Below are 22283 nucleotides of genomic sequence, written 5' to 3'. Positions count from 1 at the left end.
GTCCCACCGCTCACCGCAGCGCAGTCGGGCGTCTTCCTCCCGCCGCCCGGCTGTGCTTGCCTGAGGGGCTGTTTTCCGGTGCCCGGGGCGGGAGTTGCCGTATGCGGAAGCCATGGATCGTGGGTGTGGCGCTGGCCGGAGTGCTGCTCGGCGCGTGCACGGATCCGGTGTCCGGGCCCCAGGCCGCGCCGCCCGCCCCCTCCGTCTCCGTCTCCGTGTCCACCGCCGCACCACGACGGGCGCCGGTGGTGCGGTCGGCGCCCCGTGTGCTGTATCTCGGGGACTCCCTCGCCATGGAGGCCCAGAACGTGCTCGGGCGGGAACTCCGCGGGACGCTGGACGCGACGTACACGAGCGCCCCCTACTCGGGGACCACGCCGTGCGACTACCTGGAGGGCACCAAGAAGGGTTCGCTGGTCCCGGACGGGGACAAGGCCGCCGACCTGGTGCGTGCGCTGCGTCCGGACTTCGTGGTGCTCCAGTTCTGGGGCAACGCCTGGGGCTACACGCCCTGCATGGACGGGATCACCTACGGCGCCGAGCGGGAGACGTACTTCGCCCGGTACGCGGCCGACCTCAGGAAGCTGACCGCGCAGATCGCGAGCGCCGGGGGTGCCCAACGGCCCACGATCGTCTGGGTGTTGCAGGGCCCCGACCCGATCACCCCGGAGCGGGTCAGGGCCGTGAACGCGCTCTACGCCTCGCAGGCCAGGTCGGCGGGCGACCTCGTCGCCGACGCCGGCCGGACCGTGAGCCCGGCCGGAGCCCGCTACACCTGGGCCCAGTACCTCCCCTGCACCGCCTACGAACGCGCCCACCCGGACTACTGCACCCAGCCGGCCGGCGGCCGCACGGCCCTGCACCTCGACACGGACTATCTGCACTTCTGCCTGGCGCCGACGACCTCGACGCCCAGGCCGTGCCCGGTCCCCTCCCCCGGCATTCTGCGGATCGCGAGGGAGATCACTCGGGTGATCGGCGCCCGGGCCCCAACTCCGTCTCGATGAGCCGGTTGAGGTGCCGACGCGCGTCCTGCGTGCTCAACGGCGGTGCCTGGCGCAGCCGTTGCAGGGCGAGACCGTCGGCCAGGGCGGCGAAGCGGACGGTGAAGCCGTCGAGGTCGTCGGAGCCGAACTCCCCGTCGGCGACGCCCCGTTCGGCCAGGGCGCGGATCTGCTGGTGCCAACTCTCGTACCGGCGGGCCTGGCCACCGCTGAAGGCCTCGTCCGTGCCCTGCTCGCCCGCGTTCCAGTAGTCGAACCACATCCGCCAGTGCCGGTCGGTGTCCTCGGTGAACAGCGCGTCCACGAGCAGCCGCAGCGCCTCGGCCCCGCTGGTCGCCTGCTCGGCGGCCTCGCTCAACTCGGCGTAGTAGCGCTCGATATGGAGCACCATCGCCTCGGAGAGGATCTCCTGCACACTGCCGAAGTGGTACGTGACGGTACCGACGGAGACCCCGGCCGCGGCGGCCACGTCCCGCACGCCGACCGAGGCGTAGCCGCGTTCCGCTATCAACGGGACGGCCGCCTCGACGATCAGCCGCCGGCGCACCTCGGTGGGCTGCCGGGTGCGGTCGGCCGCGGCGACGGCACGGCGGGGGGACTTCGCGGCCGACTGGGGCTGCTTGGCGGCCGTCATCCCGACGTCCTCGGGGTGGTGCGGTGCCATGCGCGCTTGGCCACTGTCTCTCCGTTCGCCCGTGCTTCGACGCGACTGTCCATGACGAAGTCCGCGCCCGTGGCGCGCAGCTCCGTCCGCGCCATGATCTCAGCGTCGTAGTCGTCCCCGCGCCGCAACCGGATCCGCCACTCCGACACGGCGTGCGCCGACAGCGGATCGTCACTGCGGATGCGGTACGTCTCCCGCGCGCTCTCCTCGTAGCGCAGCCCGTCCGGATAGGCCCGAGAGCCCCCGTAGTTGGGGTCGACCTCCAGGGTCCACTCCCCCTCGGCGACATCGTGCGTGACGAGCCGCTCGGGCGTCGGCTCGGCGGGCCGGTCGTAGGACACGTCGAGCGGAATCGCCTGTTCGGGCTCCTCGAAGCGGATCGACGGCTCCGATCCGCCTTCGCGCAGGGGCAGTTGTACGGCGCTCTCGGCCGGGACGACCCGCAACCCGCCGCGCTCGCCGTGCGGCCAGACCCACGGCCAGTAGGTGTCGGAGACGGCGAGCCGGATGCGGTGGCCGGGCGGGATCGCGTAGCCGATGCCGGTCAGCTCGAACTCGACGTCCTCGTACGTCCCCGGTGTCCACTCGACGGCCCGGTCGCGGCCGTGCCGGCTCAGCAGGTTGAGCACGCCCCGCGTGACGAGTGTGGACGAGCCGTCCGGGGCGACGTCGCACAGCCGGGCGATGACATGGGCGCGCGGGGTGGCGCTGTCGAGGCGGAGCCGGACGCGCGGGCGGCCGAGGATCTCGACGCGTTCGGTGAGCGGTTCGGAGTCGAAGCACACCGAGCGGCCGTCCTCCTCCCGTTGGTCCGGCGGCAGATCACTCGCGTTGCCGAAGGGAAAGAACCGCCCGGCGTCGAGGCCGGTGTGCTGCGGGGACCGCACGAGAACGGGCTCCCCACTCGCGCCGAGAGGCCGTGAGTCCCAACTGACCTTCTGGCTGGGCCACTTGGTGTCCCCCACCCAACGACCGGGCAGCACGTCGTACGACGTCGCCGGCGGGACCGGGTCGGTGATCCAGGCCCGGAGCAGGGGCTCCTCCATCGCTCCCGTGTCGATGCCCTTGAGGTGCTGGTCCCACCAGCGCAGGGTCTCCTGGAGGAAGCCGATCGCCGGTCCGGGCGGCAGTCCCCGGTCGGGGTACTGGTGCGACCACGGGCCGACGATCCCCCGGACGCGATCCTCGGGCAGATGCTCGACGAGCCGCAACACGGCGTCCCGGTACGGGTCGTTCCAGCCGCCGACCGCGAGGACGGCCGCGTCGATCGCGGTGTAGTCCTCGCAGACACTGCCGTGCTTCCAGTAGTCGTCGCGCTGCTGGTGTGCGAGCCAGGTGTGCAGGAAGGGTTCGAGGGCGTCGAGGCGTTCGCGCCACATCGGCAGCCAGCGGTCCGCGCCGACGCTCGCCGGGTCCGGCGGGCGGGAGGCGAAGGCGAGCATGGTGCCGGCCCAGGCGAGCATGTCGATGCCGAGGACGGCGCCGCCCGTGTAGTGGACGTCGTTGTCGTAGCGGTCGTCGGTCGAGCAGACGGTGACGATCGCCTTCAGCGGTTCGGGGGCGAGGGCGGCGATCTGGAGCGCGTTGAAGCCACCCCAGGAGATGCCGAACATGCCGACCCTGCCGGTGCACCAGGCTTGCGAGGCAAGCCAGTTGACGACGTCGACCCCGTCCGCGAGTTCCGTCGCGTCGTACTCGTCGCCGGGCAGCCCCTCGCTGTCGCCGTGGCCCCGGATGTCGACGCGCACCGAGGCATAGCCGTGTCCGGCATACCAGGGGTGACGCTGGGCGTCGCGGGGCGCGGTCCAGTCGCTCTTGCGGTACGGGAGATATTCGAGCAGCGCGGGCACGGGGTCCGACTCGGCGTCGACCGGCCGCCAGACGCGGGCGTGCAACCGGGTCCTTCCGTCCCGGGTGGGGATCCAGACGTCCTCGCGGACGACCTGGCGGTCGAACTGTTCGCGGTACTTCACAGAATTCCTTCGGCCACGGGGGCGTTGAGGGGACGCCAGCGCCGGACACGGTGGCCGTCGTCTCCCTGGTCGGTCCAGATGTCGTCCCCGTCCGCCGCGTCGGCCCAGTCGGCGGTGTCGTCGACGTAGGGCCGCGCGTCGGGGTCGGGTTCGAGGGCGGCTGCCATCAGTTGGCGGGTGTAGGGGTGCCGGGGGTCGGCGAACACGGCCTCCGTCGGGCCCTCTTCGACGACGACTCCGTGGCGCAGTACGACAACTCGGTCCGCGATGCCCCGTACGACGGCCAGGTCGTGGCTGATGAACAGGCAGGCCAGGTCGCGTTCGCGCCGGAGGTCGTCGAGGAGGCGGAGTACGTCCGCCTGGACCGACACATCCAGAGCGGTGGTGATCTCGTCGGCGATCAGGACGTCCGGCTCGCCCGCCAACGCCCTTGCGATACCGATGCGTTGGCGCTGACCGCCGGAGAGCTGTGCCGGGAGGCGGTCGGCGAGAGCCGGGTCGAGGCGTACGTCGGCGATGAGCTGTCGGGCTCGCTCGGCCGCCTCCGTACGGTCGGGCACCGTGCCGAAGAAGCGCAGCGGGTGGCGGACCGCGTCGCCCACGGAGCGGCGGGGGTTGAGCGAGGTGTCGGCGTTCTGGAAGACGAGCTGTACCCGGCGGCGCAGGGACAGCGGTCGCTGCTGCGCCGGGCGGGCCAGGTCGCCGTCCGCATGGCGCATCGTGCCGCCGGACGGGGTGCGCAGTCCGGCCAGGCTCCACGCGAGGGTGGACTTGCCGCTGCCCGACTCGCCGACGAGGGCGAGGACTTCGCCGCGCCGGACGTCGAAGGAGACGCCGTGCACTGCACGGGTCTTGCCGTAGTCGATGGTGATGTCCTGCGCGGAGACGGCGACGGGCGCGTCGTCGGATATCTCGGCCCTGGGCCTGACCTCCCGCTCCCCCGCCTCGCCGACGACCGCGAGCCCGGCGTCGTCGAGGCGCGGCACGCTCGCCAACAGGCGCTTCGTGTACGGGTCTTGGGGCCGGGCGAACAACTGCCGGGTGGGCGCCGATTCCACCACCTGGCCCGAGCGCAGGACGGTCACCTCGTCGGCCATGTGCGCGACGACCCCGAGGTCGTGGCTCACCAGCACGGCGGCCAGGCCGAGTTCGTCGCTCAGGGCGGCGATCAGGTCGAGGACGCTGCGCTGGGTGATGACGTCCAGGCCGGTCGTCGGTTCGTCGAGGACCAGGACCTTGGGGCGGGCCGCGATGGCCATGGCGATGGCGACGCGCTGCTGCTGGCCGCCGGAGAGTTCGTGCGGATAGCGCCGGGCCAGGTCGGCGGGGTTCGGCAGCCGGACCTGTTCGAGGAGTTCCACGACGGGGACCTCACCGCCGGCCTCGGCGATCTGGCGTCCGATGCGCATGGAGGGGGTGAGGGCGTGGCCGGCGTTCTGGCCGACCATCGCGACCGTGCCGCCGCGCAGTCGTCGCAACTCCCGTGCGGGCAGGGCGAAGACGTCGGCGCCGGACACCTGGACCGAGCCCCCGGTGATCCGGGAACCGTGGCGCAGATGCCCGAGGAGGGTCGCGGCGACAGTGGACTTGCCACTGCCGGACTCACCGACGAGCGCGTGGGTCTGTCCCTCGGCGACGTCCAGCGACACCTCGTGCACGACAGGTACGTCCTGGCCGCCCGAACGGTAGGCCACGGAAAGGGAGTTGACGGAAACGATCGAGGCCATCAGGAGCCCTCCCTGATCCGGTCGACGCCCCACGCCTTGGACAGGCCGTCGGCCGCGAGGTTGAGCCCGACCACGAGGGTGGCCAGGGCGATGATGGGAGCGAGGCTCGCCATCGGGACGACGGTGATGGCGGTGCGGTTCTCGGCGACCATCAGACCCCAGTCCGGAGTCGGCGGATCGGCGCCGAAGCCGAGGAAGGACAGCGAGGAGATCAGCAGCACGACCCAGGAGGCGCGCATCGCGAACTCCACGCACACCACGTCCGTGATGTTCGGCAGGATCTCCCGGCGCAGGATCGACCAGGTGCTCTCCCCGCGGGCGCGGGCCGCGGTCACATAGTCGGCGGGGACGACCGCGAGGGCGGCGCCGCGCACGACGCGAACGACCTGCGGGACGTAGGTGATCGCGACGGCCAGGACGATGACCACCGGGCCGGTGCCGAGGGCGGTAACCACGACGAGCAGGGCCAGGACCGAGGGGATGGACAGGATCGCGTCCAGGACGCGGCCCAGTACGTCGTCGAACCAGCCCCCGCGCAGTGCGGCGGCGCAGCCGATGACCGTGCCGAGGGCGACGGTCAGCAGGGTGGCGGCGACGGAGACGCCGAGGGCGTACCGGCCGCCGTAGAGGACGCGGGCGAGGACGTCGCGGCCGTACTGGTCGGTGCCGGCCCAGTGCGACCAACTCGGGCCGAGGAGTGCGTGGTTGGCGTCGTTGGCGATGGGGTCGTAGGAGGTGAGGAGGGGCGCGAGCAGGGCGATCAGGACGTGGACGGCGACGATCGCGAGGCCGATGAGCGCGGTGCGGGAGCTGCTCACGGTGCGCCAGGCACGGACGGTGCGGGCGCCTCGTACGGCAGTCGGCGGGACGGTGTCGAGCGTGGTCATCGGGTCCTCCCTCGGGTGCGGAGCCTGGGGTTGAGGGCCATGGTGGCCAGGTCTGCGGCGAGGTTGCAGACGACGTAGACGACCGCGCTGATCAGGGCGATGGCCTGGATGGTGGGCAGGTCGCGGTTCTGCACGGAGGAGAGCGTCAGCTTGCCGATGCCCGGGTAGTTGAAGACGTTCTCCACGACGGCGACTCCGCCGACCAGCCAGGCCACGTTGAGCGCGATGACGTGCAGGGTGGGCAACAGGGCGCTCGGCAGGGCGTGTCGGGTGACGACCCGCCAGGTGGAGAGGCCCTTGAGGCGGGCGGTGGTGACGTACTCGGTGGCCATCACGTCGATGACCGAGGTGCGGGCCATGCGGACGATGTACGCGGCCATCACCACGGCGAGCGCTAGGGCGGGAAGCCAGACGGCGGGCAGGAGTTGACCGACGGTGGCGTCCGGGCCGTAGAGGACGACCGCGGGGAACCACGGGAGGGCGACCGAGAAGCACAGGACGAGGACGGTGGCGACGACGAACTCGGGGACGCTCATGCCGACGAGGCTGACCGTGGAGATGAGGTGGTCGGGCCAGCGGTCGCGGTAGAGGCCCGCGAGGATGCCGAGGACGATCGAGCCGGTGACCGCGAAGAGGACCGTGACGACCGCGATCAGGGCGGAGTTGCCGAGGTACATGGACACTTCGCCGCCGACGGCCTTGCCGGAGACGAGGGAGGTGCCGAAGTCGCCGTGCAGGGCGCCGCCCACCCAGTCGAAGTACCGCTCCAAGGCGGGCTTGTCGAGTTTCAGTTTCTCCCGCAGGGCGGCCACCGCGTCCGGGGTCGCGTCCTTGCCGAGGATCTGGGTGGCCACATCGCCGGGCAGGGCCTGGACGGCGAGGAAGACAAGGATGGAGGAGAGGAACAAGGTGCCAACTGCCGCTGCGATACGGCGGGTTATGAAGGAGAGCATGGTCAGGCTCCCTTCAGGCCGATGCCCAGGTAGTCGAACTCGAAGCCGTGCTCGGCGTATCCGCGCACCTTGCGGGAGATGCCGACGAGCCGGTCCGCGAACATCGGGGTCATCGCCCCGCCCTTCTCGATCACCAACGTCTGTGCCTCGCCGTAGAGTTCGCGCCGCTTGGTGTCGTCGATCTCGGCGCGGGCCCGGTCGAGGACCGCGTCGAACTCCTTGTCGGACCAGGCGGTCTCGTTGTAGGAGGAGCCGCTGCGGAAGATCTGGGTGAAGAGCTGGTCGACGGGCCGGCCCGTGAACCAATAGGTCGCCATCAACGGCTTCTTCATCCAGATCTGCGTGTAGTAGGAGTCCGCGGAGGCCGTCTTGACCTTGATGCGGATGCCGGCCCGTTTGGCCGAGTCCTGGTAGGCGAGCGCCATCGGTGTGAACAGCGGGTCGTAGGAGGAGGTGTAGAGGTCCATCGCCAGACCTTCGTGGCCCGCCCGCTTGAGCAGGTACTTCGCCTGTTCCGGGTCGTGCTTGGGGTGCGCGGAGATGTGGGCCGGGTCGCTGGGCGGCACCGGGTTGTCCCAGCCCGCCGTGCCCGCGCCCTGGAGGGCGACCTTCACGACGTGCTCGGGGTCGTAGGCGAGCTTCATCGCCTGGCGGACGCGGACGTCGGTGAAGGGCTTCTCGGTGGTGAGCATCGGGAGGACGTACCACTGGGCGTTCTTCACGCGGGCGATGGTCGCGCGGTCCGATGCGGCGACCACACGGGCGGTCGCGAAGTCGAGGTTCGTCTGGGAGAGCAGGTCGACTTGGCCCGCCAGCAAGGCGTTTGAGCGGGCCGACATGTCGGCGACCGAGTAGAAGGCGATCGCGTCGAGGACGGGACGGCCCGCCCAGTGGTCCGTGTACGCGGTGACGCGGCCGGGGCCCGCCGGTGCGAACGACTCCAGTTTGAAGGGGCCGGTGCCGATGCCGGTGCGGCCGATGGACTTCGCGCTGCCGTCCGGGATGACATAGCAGTTGTAGTGGGTCAGCAGGCTGGGGAACTCTGCGTTCGGGCTCTTCAGCGGGACGACGAGGGTGTGGGCGTCGGGCGTGCCCAGCTTCGCCGGGTCGATGAGCGGGGCGAGGACGGCGGCCTGCGGGGACGCGGTCGCCTTGTCGAGGATGTGGCGCAGGGAGTAGGCGGCATCGGCGGAGGTGAAGGCGCGGCCGTTGTGGAAGGTGACGCCCTTGCGGAGGCGGAAGGTCCAGGTGCGGGCCTTGACATCGGTCTCCCAGGACTCGGCGAGGTCGGGGGCGAGGTCGCCGTCCGGGCCGATGCGGACGAGCCGGTTGTACAGGGCGCCCAGGTACTCGTAGGCGGACAGCGAGCTGGCCGGGTCGAGGGTCTCGGCGTCGGAGGCGGGCGGCCGGGCGATGCGCAGGGTGCCGCCGCGGTCGGGGGCGCCCTTCGCGGCGGCGGCCGGCAGGACGGGGGCGGCCTCCGCCCCGGCACAGCCGGTCAGCAGCCAGGACCCGCCGAGTGCCGCCGCCGAGGCGAGGCCCGCGGTGAGCACCGACCGACGGCCCGGGTGGTGGATGTCGGACATGTACCGACCGTCCTTGTCGCTATTCGTTCAGCTATTCGTTCAGCGGAACGATTGAGTGAAGTGCGTGAACGATAACGAGGGGATGGTTTCCCGCCAACCCTTTGGGGGCGGAAATTAACGTCCGAAACGCACTGGTTACCGGGAGGCGTCGCGCAGGGGGCGCCGGGACGGGCCGTGTGGTCGCGCCGGGGCGGTCGCTCGGCCGGTGGCGGGTCGGCTCAGCCGGTGGTCTCGCGGGCCCAGGGCAGCAGGGCCCGCTCCGCGAGGACGACGACGTAGAAGAGCAGCACGCTCATGGCGCTCAGCAGGGCCATCGCGGCGAACGCGAGGGGTGTGTCGGCGTTGCCGCCGGAGGCCACGATGACGTAGCCGAGGCCCTGGTCGCCGCCCGCGAACTCGCCGACGACCGCGCCGACGACGGCCAGGGTGACGCCGAGGCGCAGGCCGACGAAGACCTGGGGCAGGGCCCAGGGGATGCGGAGCTTGCGGTAGGTCTGCCAGCGGGTCGCGGTGAGGGAGTGGGCCAGCTCGGTCAGTTCCAGCGGGACCGAGGTCAGTCCTGCCATCGTCGACACGACCACGGGGAACCAGGCGAGCAGGGCCACCATGAACACCTTCGGGGCGGTCCCGAAGCCGAGCCAGACCACGAGGAGCGGCGCCACCGCGATCTTCGGTACGGCGTTCACGGCGACCAGCAGTGGCATGATCGCGCGCTCCACGCCCCGGGACGCGGTGAGCAGCACGGCGGTCACCAGTCCCGCGCCCACCGCGAGGCCGAAGCCGACGGCCGTCTCGGTGAACGTCTGCCAGGTCTGGCGCAGCAGATACCCGGGCAGCCGGCCGAAGGCGTCGACGACATCGGGCGGCGCGGGCAGCAGGAACGGCCGGATGTCGAAGGCGACGGTGATCAGCCACCAGCCGGCGAGCGCGCACCCGGCTGCCAGGAGCGGCGGTCCCGCCGCCAGGACGCGTCTCACGCCGGGGCCCGCACAGACAGAACGCATCTCACGCCAGAAGCCCGCACCGCCCGGACGCATCGCACGCCGGAGCCCCGCGCAGACGGGACGCATGCCCTTCCGGCCCGCACAGACAGAACGCGTCCCACGCCAGAAGCCCGCACCGCCCGGACGCATCGCACGCCGGAGCCCCGCGCAGACGGGACGCATGCCCTTCCGGCCCGCACAGACAGAACGCGTCCCACGCCGGAGGCCCGCACCGCCCGGACGCGTCTCACGCCGGGGGCCTGCGGCCGATGGTCGAGTAGGTGAAGTGGCCGCGCACCACGAGCCGCGGGTCGGTGACCAAGCGGTCCAGTTCGTCGAGTTGAGCCTCGGTCATGCCCGCCGCCAGGAACTCCTCCCGCGTCTGCGCGATGTTCCCGGCGATGAGCAGCGCGCCGGCGGTGCCGCCCGGCCAGGACCGGGAGTGGATCACGGTGTCCACGTCGGTCAGGCCCGCCTCCAGCATGGCGGCGGGTACCCGGCCCGCCCAGGTGGGGTCGTTGCCGTGGGCGGGCAGGACGCGTTCGACGAGCAACTCGTGGTAGCGGTCGACCAGTTGGGCGGCCTGCGGGGTGGGGGCCGCGAGGACGAGCTTGCGGAAGGTCGTCTCGAAATCCTCCAGCACCAGTGCGCCACCGGGTGCGAGCGCCGCCGCGAGCCTCCGGAGCACCGTCTCCCGTCCGGGCAGATGGAGCAGCACCAGCCGGGCGTGGATCACGTCCCAGGGCCCGTCCGGCACCGGTTCGTTCTCCAGGTCGTGCACCAGCACGTCGTACGGCGGACTCGGCGGCAGATGACGGGTGTTGACGTCGGTGGCCAGCACCCGTCCTGTCGGTCCCGTCGCGCGGGCGAGCCAGTCGGCGATGCTGCCGCCTCCGGCGCCGGTCTCCAGACAGCGTCGGCCGGTCAGGTCGCCGAGGGAGGACAGCCGGGAGACGGTGAACTCGTCGAGGATCGCGGGGAGTCGGCCGTGCCGGTCGGCGGCTTCCGGGTGGTCGTTGTCGAAGACGTACGAGAGCGGAGGTGGCTCCATGTCCGTCAACTCGTCTTCATGGCGGCGAAGTCGACGACATCCTGCGGAGTCAGTCCGGGCCGGATGACACCGGCGTTCCGCAGGCTGGTGAGGGCGCGCCGCATCCGCTCCTCGGTGATCAGCCCGATGTTCTCCGCGCCCTCGGCCGTCACGGACGGCGTCATCAGCTTGATCTCCGCGGTCGCGGCGGCGGCATCCGTCTCCGGGTGCTTGGAGTGCAGCAACTTCCCGGCCTCGGCCGGGTGTTGGATCGTGTACTTCAGCGCCTTGAGGAGGGCGGCACGGAAGCGCTTGACCAGGTCCGGCTTCTTCGCGGCGACGGAGGCCGTGGTGACCGTCGCGTTGCCGTACAGGTCGGGCAGGTAGGTGCTGTAGGGGAACACCACGACGTGCTTCGACCTGGCCTGCACGGTGGCCTTCTCGACGGTGGGCCGGCCGATCAGGAAGGTGCTGAGCGCGTCGGCCTTTCCGCTGGCGAGTGCCGGGCCCAACTGGACGGGCTGGACGGCGATCCAGCGGATCTTCGCGGTGTCGATGCCGGCGAGCTTGGCGTAGCCGGGGAAGAGCAGTTGGTTCACGGAGTTGGCGGCGGCCGCGATCCGTTTCCCCTTGAGGTCCTTCGGGGTGGTGATGCCCGAGCCCTGCATCGCCATGATGGAGACAAGGGTGCGCTGGTGGACGGCGAGCACAGCACGGAAGTCGCGATAGGCCGTGGAGTTCCCGGCGCCCGCGGAAATCGTCGCGCCGGTCAGGTCGAGGCTGGTGAACTGCGCTTTCCCCGAGGCGAGGGCCTTGAGGTTCTCACCGGTGGCCTTTCCGAGTTCGATCCGCACGTCGATTCCGGCGTCCCGGAAATAGCCCTTCTGCTCGGCCACCCACGCGAAGGCGTCCCGTCCCGCCGCGCCGAACGCGGTGACGTAGGTGAGGTGGTCCTTGGCCGAACTCGTGCTCTTGGGCGAGGAGTTGGAGTCACAGGCAGCAGCGGCCAAGAGTGTGGTCGCCGCGCAGAACACCGTCACTGTGGGGTACGAGCGGATCATGCGACCTCCCCGGAAGGGGAACGGGTGGGGGGACGGCGGCACTTGGTGGGGCGTTATCGCCGGGGTCGCGATCCGCAAAAGCGTACGCGTGCGTGCCACAATCCAGCAGAGCGATTTTCGGTACTCCGCGCACGGCGGCCGACGGGAGTCGACGCGTGATCCGACTACGGGGTGTGTCCAAGGAGTTCACGCATCGGCGAGGCTCCGTCGAAGCGCTTCACGGGATCGATCTGGAGGCTGCCGACGGTGAGTTCGTGGCGGTCGTCGGGCGGTCCGGGTGCGGGAAGTCGACGCTGCTGCGGCTGATCGCCGGGCTGGTGGCGCCGACGCGGGGCGAGGTCCTGATGGGCGGCCGTGCCGTCACCGGGCCGCGCCCCGACTGCGCCGTCCTCTTCCAGCGCCCGGCGCTGCTGCCCTGGCGGTCGGTGCTGGACAATGTGCTGCTGCCTGCGGAGATCTCCGGCGAGCGGAGCAGTGGCGCGCGGAAACGGGCGCTGGGGCTGATCGGGGCGATGGGCCTCGACGGCTTCCAGGGACGTCTGCCGCACGAGCTGTCCGGCGGGATGCAGCAGCGGGTGGCGCTGTGCCGTTCGCTCGTGCGGCGGCCCCGGGTCCTGCTGATGGACGAGCCGTTCTCCGCGCTCGACGCGCTCACCCGGGACGAGTTGTGCGCCGAGTTGCAGCGGACGCACCGCGAGCATCCGTCCACGGTCGTCCTCGTCACGCACTCGGTGGACGAAGCGGTCCTGCTCGCCGACCGGGTGATCGTCCTCACGCCCCGGCCCGGCCGGATCCGTACGGTCCTCGACATCACGCTGCCCCGCCCGCGCAGCCGCGCCGAGGCCGGCCAGGCGGAGCAACTGGCCCGGCGGGCGGCCGAGTTGCACGCGCTGCTGCTCAGCAGCGAGAGCTGATCCCGGCCGCCCCGCCCGGTCCGTGCGTCACTCCCCCGCGAAGGCCTTCTCCAGCGCGGCGAGGTCGAACTTGCCCATCGCCATGAAGGACTCCGTCGCCCGGGCGACCTTCGCCGGATCCGGGTCGGTGATCATCTCGATCAGCCGGGAGGGGACGACCTGCCAGGACAGGCCGTACTTGTCCTTGAGCCAGCCGCAGGGGCCGGGCTCGCCGCCGCCCTCGGTGAGCTTGGTCCAGTAGTAGTCGATGTCCTCCTGGCTCTCGCACGGGATCTGGAAGGAGACCGCCTCGGTGAACTTGAACATCGGGCCGCCGTTCAGCGCGACGAACTTCTGTCCGAAGGCCGTGAACTCGACGGTGAGCACCGAGCCGGCCGGCTGCGGGGCGCCCTCGCCGTAGTGGCTGACGCGGCCGATGCTGGAGTTCTTGAAGATCGACACGTAGAGGTGGGCGGCTTCCTCGGCCTGGCCGTCGAACCAGAGGCACGTGGTGAATCCGTCGGTGGGTGCGTCGGTGGTCATGAGCTCCTCCATGGGCTCCAGGGGGCATCGAACACGGTCATCTGTATCGACCCTCGCCCGGCCCGAAACTCATCGGTCGTACGGCCGCATATTCCAGGTGGCCGATCCGCCGCCCCGAACTAGGCTCCGATTCCATGACGTCCCCGCAGGCTGACAGCGTCCACCCGTTCCGCATCGACATCCCGCAGGCCGACCTCGACGATCTGCACGCCCGCCTCGACCGCACCCGCTGGCCCGACGAGCTGTCCGGCACGGGCTGGGCGTACGGCGTGCCGGCCGACTATCTGCGGGAGCTGGTCCGGTACTGGCGGCACACGTACGACTGGCGGGCGGCCGAGGCCGAGCTGAACGCGTGGCCGCAGTTCACGACCGTCATCGACGGGTCGACCGTCCACTTCGCGCACATCCGCTCCCCGGAGCCGGACGCCACCCCGCTGATCCTCACCCACGGCTGGCCGGGCTCGATCGTCGAATTCCTCGACATCGTGGGCCTGTTGACCGATCCGGCGGCCCACGGCGGCGATCCGGCCGACGCCTTCCACGTGGTCGTGCCCAGCGTCCCCGGCTTCGGACTGTCCGGGCCACCGGCCGACACCGGCTGGGAGGCGGGCCGGATCGCCGACGCCTGGGCCGAGTTGATGACCCGACTCGGCTACGACCGGTTCGGCGCGCAGGGCGGCGACTGGGGCTCGGCGATCTCCCGCTAGCTGGGCCGCGCCCACCCCGACCGAGTCATCGGCGTCCACCTCAACTTGCTGCCGGGCGCACAGGCCCTCACCGAGCCCACCGCCGAGGAACTCTCCGCGCTCGGTCCCGAGGAGCGGGCGGACGCCCTGGAGTCCTGGCGCCGCTGGACCGCCTGGTCGCGCGAGGGCACCGGATACGCCGTCCTGCACACCACCCGCCCGCAGACCCTGGCGTACGGCCTCACGGACTCGCCGGTCGGTCAACTCGCCTGGATCGTCGAGAAGTTCAGGGAGTGGACGGACTCGGAGGAGCTGCCCGAGGAGGCGGTGGACCGGGACCGGCTGCTCACCAACGTGATGCTGTATTGGCTGACGGGGACCGCCGGTTCGGCCGCCCGCATCTACTACGAACGGGCCCACGCCACCGGCGCGCGGGCCGCCGCGCCCACCCTGCCGTCCACCGTCCCCACCGCGCTCGCCGTCTTCCCGGCCGAGATCCAGATCCCGCTCCGCCACAAGGCCGAGCGCACCGAGAACATCGTCCGCTGGACCAAGCTCGACCGGGGCGGCCACTTCGCCGCGATGGAGGAACCGGACCTGCTGGCAGCGGACGTACGGGCCTTCTTCCGGGAACTCCGAGAGCTCCGGGAGAAGGGCGTCGACTGACCCCTCTGCTCGCGGCGAATCTGCTGAGGGCCTAGAAATCCCCAGGCCGGGGCGTTGTGGGCCGACAGTGGAGACAGATCACGACACCCTCGACAAGGAGTGCCCATGTCTCCACTCACGGCCGGTTTCGCGCCGGCCCTCATGCCACGCGCCGAGGAGGGCGACACCCCGTCGTCCCGCTTCGACGACCACCTCGCCGCCCAACTGCTCGGGCAGCGGATCGTCTTCCTCGGCACACAGGTCGACGAGGTCTCCGCGAACCGGGTCTGCGCCCAGTTGCTGCTCCTGTCCGCGGAGGACCCGCGCACGGACATCAGCCTGTACATCAACAGCCCGGGCGGCTCGGTGACGGCGGGCCTCGCCATCTACGACACGATGCGGCTGATCCCGAACGACGTCTCGACGCTGGCGATGGGCTTCGCCGCCAGCATGGGCCAGTTCCTGCTGACCGTCGGCACCCACGGCAAGCGCTACGCGCTCCCCCACGCCCGGGTCATGATGCACCAGCCGTCGGCGGGCATCGGCGGCACCACCGCCGACATCGAGATCCAGGCGGAGAACCTGGACCACACGAAGAGGACCATCGAACGCCTCACCGCCCAGCACACCGGCCAGACCGAGGAGACCGTCTCCCGCGACGGCGACCGCGACCGCTGGTTCACGGCGGAGCAGGCCAAGGAGTACGGCATGGTGGACCGGGTCGTCGCCTCACTGGCCGATGTGCGCCCGGCCGCTTCCAAGCGACGGATGGGGCTCTGACATGGGGACGTACACGATTCCGAACGTCGTCGAGCGGACCCCGCAGGGCGAGCGGTCCTACGACGTGTTCAGCCGGCTGCTGTCCGAGCGGATCATCTTCCTCGGTACCGACATCGACGACGGCGTCGCCAACGTCGTCATCGCGCAACTCCTCCATCTGGAGTCGTCGGCGCCGGACCGGGAACTCGCGATCTACATCAACTCGCCCGGCGGCTCGTTCACTTCGCTCATGGCGATCTACGACACCATGACGTACGTCCAGGCCCCGATCTCGACGTTCTGCGTCGGTCAGGCGGCCTCGACGGCGGCCGTGCTGCTGGCCGGCGGCGACCCCGGACGGCGGTTCGTCCTGGAGCACGCGCGCGTGCTGCTCGGCCAGCCGGCCAGCGGTGGACAGCGCGGCGTGGTCTCCGATCTCGCCCTTCAGGCGAAGGAGATGGTGCGGATCCGCGCCCAGGTCGAGGAGGTGCTGTCCCGGCACACCCACCACGACATCGCCACGCTGCGCGCCGACATGGACCGCGACAAGGTGTTCACCGCACAGGAGGCCGTGGCGTACGGCCTGGCCGACGAAGTGGTCAGCCGACGCCTCGGCCCCCTCTGACCATCCGTCAGGCGGCCACCAGGCACAGCCCGTTGTACGGCGAACTCGCCCTGGCCTGACGCCTGGAGCGGTGCTGGGCGAGTTCGCTGTGGGCCAGCGACAGCAGGTCGCCGAGGTCGAGGCCGAGGGCGTGGGCGGCGGCCGCGATGACCTCCGAGGAGGCCTCCTTGCGGCCCCGCTCCACCTCCGAGAGATACGGCATGGAGATCCGGGCGGCGTCGGCCACATCCTTCAACGTGCGCTCCTGAGCGAGGCGTTCGCGTCGTAGGACGTCACCGACCAGGTCGCGCCACAGGGGTTCCTTGGGCGCGGGAACGGCCGGCTCCGGCAGGTGAGGGGCCGGCTCGTGCGGGCGCAGCGGGATCACGCGGGCTTGGTTCGGCGCTTGGTTGCTCACCCGCTCAGACTAAAAGCCTTGGACACGGGGGCAAAGGGATCAGCATTCTGCCCTGGGGGGAATCACCGAGGCGAAGGGTTCCGGAACGGTGCTGCGCGACACGTTCGACCGGGCGGCCGAGCGCTACGACCGGGCCCGCCCCCGGTATCCGCGCCGCCTGGTCGACGAACTGGCCCGGGTGACCGGCCTCGGCCCGGACAGCCGGGTCCTGGAGATCGCCCCCGGGACGGGTCAACTCACCGTCCCGCTGGCCGAGTTCGGCTGCCGGCTGACCGCCGTGGAACTGGGTCCTTCGACGGCGGCGGTGGCCCGGCGCAATCTGAGCGCGTTCCCGCGGGTGGAGGTGGAGGTCGCGGACTTCGAGCGGTGGCGGCCGCCGGACGAGCCGTTCGACCTCGCGGTGATCGCGACGGCGTACCACTGGCTCGATCCCCGGACCCGGGTGGCGAAGGCGGCGCGCACCCTGCGCCCCGGCGGGACGTTCGCGGTCGTCACCACCCACCATGTGGCGGGCGGTACCCAGGACTTCTTCGACCGGATGCAGCGCTGCTACGAACGCTGGGACCCGGCCACCCCGCCCGGTCTGCGGAGTCCCACCGAGGACGAGACGGCCACGGACACCGGGGAGTTCGAGCACTCCGCGCACTTCGAGGACGTCACGGTGTGGCGCGGTGCGCGGGAGATCACGTACACGACCGACGAGTACCTCGACGTCCTGCTGACGTACTCGGGTCACATCGCCATGGACGAACCCTCGCGCCGGGGCCTCCTGGCCTGCCTCCGCGAGCTGATGGAGACCCGGCACGGCGGCCGGGTCACCAAGCGGTACCTCCACGAGCTGATCACGGCCACCCGGACCGGGGCCTGACCTACCGGGACGGCACTCAGCAGTCCCCGCCGCTCAGGTGCATCATGGCACGCACCCGCTTGCCGACCGGCACCCGTTCGACGCTCACCCGGGCGGCCAGGGCGTGGACTATCTCCAGGCCGTGCCGGCCGATGCGCTCGGGGTCCCGGGCGAAGAGCCGGGGCAGGGCCACGCTGCTGTCGCACACGGCCACCGTCACCGAGGTGTCCGTGCCCTCCAGCTCCAGGATGTACGGCCCGTTGCTGTGCCGGTCCGCGTTGGTGACCAACTCGCTGACCACCAGCAGCAGTTCACCCTCGGAGCGATCGTCGATCGTGGCGCACCACTCGGTTCTGAGCTGTTCCAGGAACTGGTGCGTGAAGTGCCGGGCCGCGGAGATGCAGCCCGGCTCCCCGGTGTAGTGCGCCGCCCGCCGCAGCGGTTCCACGGGCACGTCGAATCGAGTCGGTATCACTGCCCCGTCCCGGTGATCGATCATGCGTGTCTCTCTCGAAGGCGGCTCTGCCGGTCGCTGTCGTACCAGTGCTCGTACCCAGCCCCACGCCCGGCAGTCCCCCCGATCAGAGTGACGGTGAACTCGTCACCGACGAAACCGGCGCGCTGACGGTGGATGCCGACACCGACGCGGAGCTCGTGGTCGTGTCCGAGGCGACGGATTCGGGAGCGGACGAGGCGGCCGACGACTCCGTAGAGGGCGTGTCCGGAACCAGCGGTTCGGCGGACGGGGAGGACGGCGACTCCGAGCCCGGGGACTTCGAAGAAGGCGAGGAGGGGGACGACGGCGCGCTCGACGACGGCGGGCACGGGCTCGTGGACGTCCCGGGCCTGTCCGGCTTACCGGGCTTGGCGGAGGGCGAAGAGGCGCACGGCGACGGCGAGTCGGAGGACGGGGACGTCGGCGGGGACACGGTCACCGAGGGGCTGGCCGGGTTCACCGGCGGCGGGGTCTTGTGGTCGTGCCGCCCCGTGTCCCCGTGGTGCCGGCCGAACCAGTCGCCGCGGTGGGGATCGTAGATGACGAAGATGTTGATGATCTGCGGTGCGGGGGTGACCACGACGACGTTCTGCGGGCGGTACGACGACCAGGTGTCGCCGGTGCGCTTCGGGGTGGTCTGCTGGGCGACGGGCGGCGACAGCGGGTTGCCGCAGGCGCAGCGCACGCGGGGCACGCCGTGGTTGTCGACGAGGACGGCGGTGCCGGCCTGGAGGACGGCCTGGTAGCTGGTGGCGGCGCCGTCGCGGTAGCCGTGGTTGGTGACGCGGGTGTCCATGCGGAGCTGCACGGGGGTGAGCGAGCGCAGATAGGCGGGGACTCCGGCGGGCTGGACGCCGACGACGGACGCGAACGCCTGGTTCTTGGCCGGCGCGGCCTTCAGTGCCTTGATCTGCTTCTCCACGTCACAGCTGGAGACGTTCCGGGTGCCGCCGTAGAGGCCGGGCGCGCCGCCGTCGACACCGCGTACGGCGTTCGCCGGTTCGGAGGCGGTGGGCGAGGCGGAGACGGGCGGCGCGGAGTTCTCGGTCGCGGTGGACTCCGTGAAGGGGTCGGGGCCGGTCTTGGCCGCGGACTGGAGGAAGACCTCGCCCTTGCTCGCCGTCTTGCCGGAGCCCCCGCCGGAGCCGGTGAAGACGATGGCCAGGACGACGGCGGCCACCACGGCGGTCGTGAGGATCGCGACGCGTGGCGCGGACTTCCACCAGGGCCGGTGCGGCTCCGGCGCGCCGGTGCCGCCGCCGCCCGAGGGCTGCGAGGGCGGGCCCGAAGGCGGCTGGGAGGGTCCCGACAGCGGGCCGGAGGGCGGTCCGGTGGGGCGGCCTGAAGACGGAGGTTCGACGCTCACGAGCTCTTCTTCCCGACGCGACTCACGCGGCGTTGACGTCCATACGGACGATTTATGCCGCTTCATCCAGAACTCACCCATTGTGTGCTCCGGTCCCGGTCCGCCCGCAAGCCGACGCGGACGGCCCTCCCGGCGGGCGCGCTCCCCGGACGCTGCTTAGCGTGGCAACGTGACCCCCCGAACCCCCTCTGACCAGGCAGTCGCCCGCCACGGCTGGGTCCAGGCCCTCGGCACGGTACTGGCCGGGCTGCTCTCCATGGGCGTGGTCGCCGCGCTGGGCCTGTGGGCGGCGGGCGCGGCGGACCTCCCGGACGGCGCGTTCCCCCGGGTCGTCACGGCCACGGTGGTGACGGCCGTCGGCGGCACCGTGAAACTCGCCGGGAACGCCGGTTCCCTGGCCGACACCAAGGCTGGCCTGACCGTCATCCCCCTCTCGGTGACCCTGACCGGCGCCCTGACGACCGCGACGGCTTTCCTACGGCCCCTGCGGCACCGAGCGGTCGCCTCGGCGACGGAACTGGCCGGCTGGGCCGCCCGGATCGCCGTCCTGTGGCTGCTCGGCCTGATCGGACTGGCGCTGGGCGCACGCCAGAAGTTCTCGATCTCCCTGGGCACCGGAACGCTCGGCGACATCGGCGATCTGCTCGGTGCCTCCCCCGAGGTCGGCTTCGAGGCGGACGTACCGCAGGCGGTCCTGTTCGGTCTGCTGTGGCTGGCGGGGGTCCTGGTGCTGGCCCTCCTGGTGTCCCCCGGCGCGCCCGTCCCGGCCCGTCTCCTCCGCTTCCACGCGGCGGTACGCCCGGCCGCGTACGCCGTGGTGGCCCTGCTCCTGGCCTACGTCGCGCTCGGCGTCGTGGTGGCCCTCGCCACGGCGGCGACCCGTGGCAATGTCACCCAGACCTTCGCCCTGATCCTGCTCGGCATGCCGAACCTGGTCTGGCTCACCCTCACGATCGGCCTGGGCGCCACCTGGAACGGCCGGGTCGACGGCCCCTTCGGCCTGCCGATGCCCCACCTGCTGGACGAGGTCCTGCGCACCCCGGACATCTCCACCCTGAACCTGAACTCGATCGCCGCCTACGACGGCCGGGTGTGGTGGCTCGTGGTGGTGAACGCGGTCCTGCTCCTGTCCGCCGCGTTCCTGATGGCGTCCCGCTCACCGGCCCACGTCCGCGCCTGGCAGCACGCCGTCCACCTCGCGATCGCCTTCGCCCTCGCGATCCTCATGATCTGCCTCGTGGGACGCGTCTCCGCCCACTACGGCCTCTCCCTCCTCGGCATCGGCGACGTGGGCGGCGGCCTGTCCGGAGACCTGTTCCTGAAGCCGGAGTTGTGGTCGGCGGTGGGGTTGGCGGCGCTGTGGGGGTTGGTGGCGGGCTTCCTGGGGGCGCTGCTGGCGAAGCCGGTACGCCGACGCGGCGAGATCGAAATTCCCGAGCAGTCGCAGCGCCCGTCATGAGAGTGTGCGCCCACTCGACGGAAGGGCAGCCATGACATTGCCTCTCGAAGACCGCCTGGCCATCACGGAGTTGATCGCCCTGCACGGCCATCTGGTCGACGAGGGCGAACTCGACCGCGCCACCGAGGTGTTCACCCCGGACGTCGAGTACGACCTCACCGACTTCGGCCGGGGCACACTCACCGGCCTCCGCCAACTCGTGGACGCGTCCGTCGCGTTGGGCGCCGCGAACCCCGTCGCGCATCACGTCACCAACGTGGTGATCGAGGAGCCCGCGGAGGGGCAGGTCCGGGTCAGGTCGAAGGGACTGGGCATCAGAACGGACGGCTCGTGCGGGTCGGTGACGTATGTCGACACGGTGGTGCGGATCGGGACGGGTTGGCGGATCGCCCGGCGCAAGGTGTCGGTGCGGCGGACACCGCTGACGCCAGGGAGTTGAGCGCCTCTTCACGGGCGCGGGGCTGTATCCATGTGCGGCTCCGCCGCGTGGGTACGGCCGGTCCCGCTCACCCTCGGACAAGACCCTTCAGTCACGTCGCTTGAACACCGGCTCAGCCCACCCAGGCGGCGCAACCACCCGCACATCCACCTCGGTCGCCGGATGCCCCGGGACAACACCGCCCCGCAACTCCGTGACGAAGGCAAGGCACGACTCGTACCGGTCGTCAGGGCTCTTCGCCAGCGCCTTCGCGAAGACGCCGTCGACGTGACCCGGCAGATCGAACCGGGACTCGGTGACCGCCGGTGGCACGTCGTACTGGTGCGCCCACAGCAGGGCCATGTCGTCGTCACGGCGGAACGGCGGCCGCCCCGCGAGGCTCTCGTAGACGACGCACGCGAGGCCGTACACATCGCACCGCCCGTCCACCGGCCGCCCCGAGATCTGCTCAGGGGCCACGTAGTCCAGCGTGCCGACGAACTGGCCGACCGTCGTGAACCCGGTCAGCGAGAGCGACTTCTTCGTCAGGCCGAAGTCGGTGAGGTACACGTGCTCGGGATGGTCGCTGTCGGTACCGCGGGCCACCAGGATGTTGCCGGGTTTCACGTCCCGGTGGACGAGCCCGTGCTCGTGGGCCGCGTCCAGCGCGGACGCAACCTGCGTGGCGATGCGTACCGCCGTCGGCAGCTCCAACGGCCCTTCCCGGTCCAGGAGATGACGCAGATCGCTGCCGGAGACGTAGCGCATCGCGATGTACAGCACGCCGTCCGTCTCGCCCGCCTCGAAGACGGGCACGATGTGCGGATGGTCGATCGCCGCGGCGACCNTCGTGGGTGAAGCGTTTGCGGAAGGTGTCGTTGCGGGCGAGTTCGGGGGCGAGCAGCTTGAGGGCGACCGTGCGGTCCAGACGCAGGTCGTGGGCGCGGTAGACGACCGCCATGCCACCGCGGCCGATCTCGTCCTCGATGCGGTACCCGGCGATCTGCTGCCCGATCAGCTCGGAGGGGCGGCCGGAGAAGAGGCTCGCGTCACGGGCCATCGGAGCCCACGATCTGGGTGGGGGCGTGCCCGGGGTCGGCCGGTTCGGCGCGGGGGCCGTCGTCCGAGGCGTAGGTGCTGAGCCGGATGCCGTCGCCGTACACCCAGCGCTCGTGGTCGGAGTCGTAGAGCCAGACGGACTCGCCGTCGACGACCACGCCGACCCGCAGACCCTTGGTGCGGGCCTCGAAGGTCGCGCCGTCGAGGCCGCCGCCGGCGAGG

20 protein-coding genes and 3 pseudogenes are annotated in these 22283 nt (G+C 71.2%); 8 read left to right on the top strand and 15 right to left on the bottom strand.

Going from position 1 to position 22283, the window contains the following annotated elements; translation table 11 throughout:
* The first annotated feature begins 101 nt into the window (after positions 1-101).
* The gene (locus tag JHN63_RS25940) at positions 102-1007 is read left to right on the top strand and encodes an SGNH/GDSL hydrolase family protein (protein ID WP_200684823.1); all 906 of its coding nucleotides are present in this window, start codon (positions 102-104) and stop codon (positions 1005-1007) included.
* Here JHN63_RS25940 and JHN63_RS25935 read toward each other — a convergent pair.
* The 9 genes from JHN63_RS25935 to JHN63_RS25895 form a co-directional block, all read right to left on the bottom strand.
* Positions 964-1638, bottom strand: a complete 675-nt coding sequence (locus tag JHN63_RS25935; RefSeq protein WP_234477696.1) for a TetR/AcrR family transcriptional regulator — start codon at positions 1636-1638, stop codon at positions 964-966. The two genes, JHN63_RS25940 and JHN63_RS25935, sit on opposite strands and share 44 nt — an antisense overlap.
* Positions 1635-3641 (bottom strand): CocE/NonD family hydrolase, encoded by a 2007-nt coding sequence (locus tag JHN63_RS25930; protein ID WP_200684813.1) that lies wholly within the window; start codon positions 3639-3641, stop codon positions 1635-1637. The genes JHN63_RS25935 and JHN63_RS25930 overlap by 4 nt, the downstream gene beginning before the upstream one ends.
* A complete protein-coding gene (locus JHN63_RS25925; RefSeq protein WP_200684805.1) occupies positions 3638-5368 on the bottom strand; it encodes an ABC transporter ATP-binding protein in 1731 nt (576 codons plus the stop codon). Before JHN63_RS25925 ends, JHN63_RS25930 begins: the two co-directional genes overlap by 4 nt.
* Positions 5368-6255, bottom strand: coding sequence for an ABC transporter permease (locus tag JHN63_RS25920; protein WP_200684803.1), 888 nt, complete (start codon positions 6253-6255; stop codon positions 5368-5370). The genes JHN63_RS25925 and JHN63_RS25920 overlap by 1 nt, the downstream gene beginning before the upstream one ends.
* Positions 6252-7208, bottom strand: coding sequence for an ABC transporter permease (locus JHN63_RS25915; protein ID WP_200684801.1), 957 nt, complete (start codon positions 7206-7208; stop codon positions 6252-6254). Before JHN63_RS25915 ends, JHN63_RS25920 begins: the two co-directional genes overlap by 4 nt.
* Before the next feature lie 2 nt (positions 7209-7210).
* On the bottom strand, positions 7211-8794 hold the full coding sequence (locus tag JHN63_RS25910; RefSeq protein WP_200684799.1) for an ABC transporter substrate-binding protein: 1584 nt from the start codon (positions 8792-8794) through the stop codon (positions 7211-7213).
* Positions 8795-9012: 218 nt separating this feature from the next.
* Positions 9013-9771 (bottom strand): ABC transporter permease, encoded by a 759-nt coding sequence (locus JHN63_RS25905; RefSeq protein ID WP_200684797.1) that lies wholly within the window; start codon positions 9769-9771, stop codon positions 9013-9015.
* 253 nt (positions 9772-10024) lie between these two features.
* Entirely contained in the window at positions 10025-10828 is an 804-nt protein-coding gene (locus tag JHN63_RS25900; RefSeq protein WP_234477694.1) for a class I SAM-dependent methyltransferase, read from the bottom strand.
* A gap of 5 nt (positions 10829-10833) precedes the next feature.
* The gene (locus JHN63_RS25895) at positions 10834-11868 is read right to left on the bottom strand and encodes an ABC transporter substrate-binding protein (protein WP_200684794.1); all 1035 of its coding nucleotides are present in this window, start codon (positions 11866-11868) and stop codon (positions 10834-10836) included.
* 155 nt (positions 11869-12023) lie between these two features.
* On the opposite strand from JHN63_RS25895, the gene JHN63_RS25890 reads away from it, so the two are divergent.
* Positions 12024-12782 (top strand): ABC transporter ATP-binding protein, encoded by a 759-nt coding sequence (locus tag JHN63_RS25890; RefSeq protein WP_200684783.1) that lies wholly within the window; start codon positions 12024-12026, stop codon positions 12780-12782.
* A 27-nt stretch (positions 12783-12809) separates the two neighbouring features.
* Here JHN63_RS25890 and JHN63_RS25885 read toward each other — a convergent pair whose 3' ends face one another.
* Entirely contained in the window at positions 12810-13316 is a 507-nt protein-coding gene (locus JHN63_RS25885) for a VOC family protein (protein WP_200684782.1), read from the bottom strand.
* A gap of 122 nt (positions 13317-13438) precedes the next feature.
* On the opposite strand from JHN63_RS25885, the pseudogene JHN63_RS25880 reads away from it, so the two are divergent.
* The 3 genes and pseudogenes from JHN63_RS25880 to JHN63_RS25870 all read left to right on the top strand — a co-directional run bounded on the left by JHN63_RS25880 (position 13439) and on the right by JHN63_RS25870 (position 16019).
* Positions 13439-14656, top strand: a pseudogene (locus JHN63_RS25880) (epoxide hydrolase family protein).
* Positions 14657-14761: 105 nt separating this feature from the next.
* Entirely contained in the window at positions 14762-15415 is a 654-nt protein-coding gene (locus tag JHN63_RS25875) for a ClpP family protease (RefSeq protein ID WP_200684781.1), read from the top strand.
* 1 nt (position 15416) lies between these two features.
* Positions 15417-16019, top strand: a complete 603-nt coding sequence (locus tag JHN63_RS25870; protein WP_200684779.1) for a ClpP family protease — start codon at positions 15417-15419, stop codon at positions 16017-16019.
* A gap of 7 nt (positions 16020-16026) precedes the next feature.
* Here JHN63_RS25870 and JHN63_RS25865 read toward each other — a convergent pair whose 3' ends face one another.
* Positions 16027-16416, bottom strand: a complete 390-nt coding sequence (locus JHN63_RS25865; RefSeq protein WP_307781983.1) for a helix-turn-helix transcriptional regulator — start codon at positions 16414-16416, stop codon at positions 16027-16029.
* Positions 16417-16504: 88 nt separating this feature from the next.
* Between JHN63_RS25865 and JHN63_RS25860 the strand changes: the two genes are divergently transcribed.
* On the top strand, positions 16505-17284 hold the full coding sequence (locus JHN63_RS25860) for a class I SAM-dependent methyltransferase (RefSeq protein WP_200684777.1): 780 nt from the start codon (positions 16505-16507) through the stop codon (positions 17282-17284).
* Between the two features lie 16 nt (positions 17285-17300).
* On the opposite strand, the gene JHN63_RS25855 is transcribed toward JHN63_RS25860, so the two are convergent.
* Complete coding sequence (locus tag JHN63_RS25855; protein ID WP_200684775.1) at positions 17301-17762, bottom strand: ATP-binding protein; 462 nt, start codon at positions 17760-17762, stop codon at positions 17301-17303.
* 82 nt (positions 17763-17844) lie between these two features.
* Positions 17845-19125, bottom strand: coding sequence for a DUF6777 domain-containing protein (locus JHN63_RS25850; protein WP_200684773.1), 1281 nt, complete (start codon positions 19123-19125; stop codon positions 17845-17847).
* A 169-nt stretch (positions 19126-19294) separates the two neighbouring features.
* Here JHN63_RS25850 and JHN63_RS25845 point away from each other — a divergent pair, with 169 nt between their 5' ends.
* Together JHN63_RS25845 and JHN63_RS25840 are read left to right on the top strand one after the other, a co-directional pair.
* Complete coding sequence (locus tag JHN63_RS25845) at positions 19295-20584, top strand: streptophobe family protein (protein WP_200684771.1); 1290 nt, start codon at positions 19295-19297, stop codon at positions 20582-20584.
* A 31-nt stretch (positions 20585-20615) separates the two neighbouring features.
* Positions 20616-21023 carry a nuclear transport factor 2 family protein gene (locus JHN63_RS25840; protein WP_200684769.1) on the top strand — a complete coding sequence of 136 codons (408 nt, stop codon included), beginning with the start codon at positions 20616-20618 and terminating at the stop codon, positions 21021-21023.
* An 87-nt stretch (positions 21024-21110) separates the two neighbouring features.
* Here JHN63_RS25840 and JHN63_RS25835 read toward each other — a convergent pair.
* Together JHN63_RS25835 and JHN63_RS25830 are read right to left on the bottom strand one after the other, a co-directional pair.
* Positions 21111-22062: pseudogene (locus JHN63_RS25835) on the bottom strand (serine/threonine-protein kinase).
* Positions 22052-22283 (bottom strand): annotated as a pseudogene (locus JHN63_RS25830) (hypothetical protein); the annotation flags it as partial. The pseudogenes JHN63_RS25830 and JHN63_RS25835, both read right to left, overlap by 11 nt.

It is taken from the genome of Streptomyces sp. MBT65, assembly GCF_016612545.1.
Lineage (GTDB): Bacteria > Actinomycetota > Actinomycetes > Streptomycetales > Streptomycetaceae > Streptomyces.
This window is presented reverse-complemented; position numbering and strand designations above follow the sequence as displayed.

What these genes read in the sequence shown, in the direction of transcription:
- JHN63_RS25940 (WP_200684823.1), top strand. Translation starts at nt 102, where the DNA reads ATGCGGAAGCCATGGATCGTGGGTGTGGCGCTGGCCGGAGTGCTGCTC.
- JHN63_RS25935 (WP_234477696.1), bottom strand. Translation starts at nt 1,638, where the DNA reads ATGACGGCCGCCAAGCAGCCCCAGTCGGCCGCGAAGTCCCCCCGCCGT.
- JHN63_RS25925 (WP_200684805.1), bottom strand. Translation starts at nt 5,368, where the DNA reads ATGGCCTCGATCGTTTCCGTCAACTCCCTTTCCGTGGCCTACCGTTCG.
- JHN63_RS25920 (WP_200684803.1), bottom strand. Translation starts at nt 6,255, where the DNA reads ATGACCACGCTCGACACCGTCCCGCCGACTGCCGTACGAGGCGCCCGC.
- JHN63_RS25915 (WP_200684801.1), bottom strand. Translation starts at nt 7,208, where the DNA reads ATGCTCTCCTTCATAACCCGCCGTATCGCAGCGGCAGTTGGCACCTTG.
- JHN63_RS25910 (WP_200684799.1), bottom strand. Translation starts at nt 8,794, where the DNA reads ATGTCCGACATCCACCACCCGGGCCGTCGGTCGGTGCTCACCGCGGGC.
- JHN63_RS25900 (WP_234477694.1), bottom strand. Translation starts at nt 10,828, where the DNA reads ATGGAGCCACCTCCGCTCTCGTACGTCTTCGACAACGACCACCCGGAA.
- JHN63_RS25895 (WP_200684794.1), bottom strand. Translation starts at nt 11,868, where the DNA reads ATGATCCGCTCGTACCCCACAGTGACGGTGTTCTGCGCGGCGACCACA.
- JHN63_RS25885 (WP_200684782.1), bottom strand. Translation starts at nt 13,316, where the DNA reads ATGGAGGAGCTCATGACCACCGACGCACCCACCGACGGATTCACCACG.
- JHN63_RS25875 (WP_200684781.1), top strand. Translation starts at nt 14,762, where the DNA reads ATGTCTCCACTCACGGCCGGTTTCGCGCCGGCCCTCATGCCACGCGCC.
- JHN63_RS25870 (WP_200684779.1), top strand. Translation starts at nt 15,417, where the DNA reads ATGGGGACGTACACGATTCCGAACGTCGTCGAGCGGACCCCGCAGGGC.
- JHN63_RS25855 (WP_200684775.1), bottom strand. Translation starts at nt 17,762, where the DNA reads ATGATCGATCACCGGGACGGGGCAGTGATACCGACTCGATTCGACGTG.
- JHN63_RS25840 (WP_200684769.1), top strand. Translation starts at nt 20,616, where the DNA reads ATGACATTGCCTCTCGAAGACCGCCTGGCCATCACGGAGTTGATCGCC.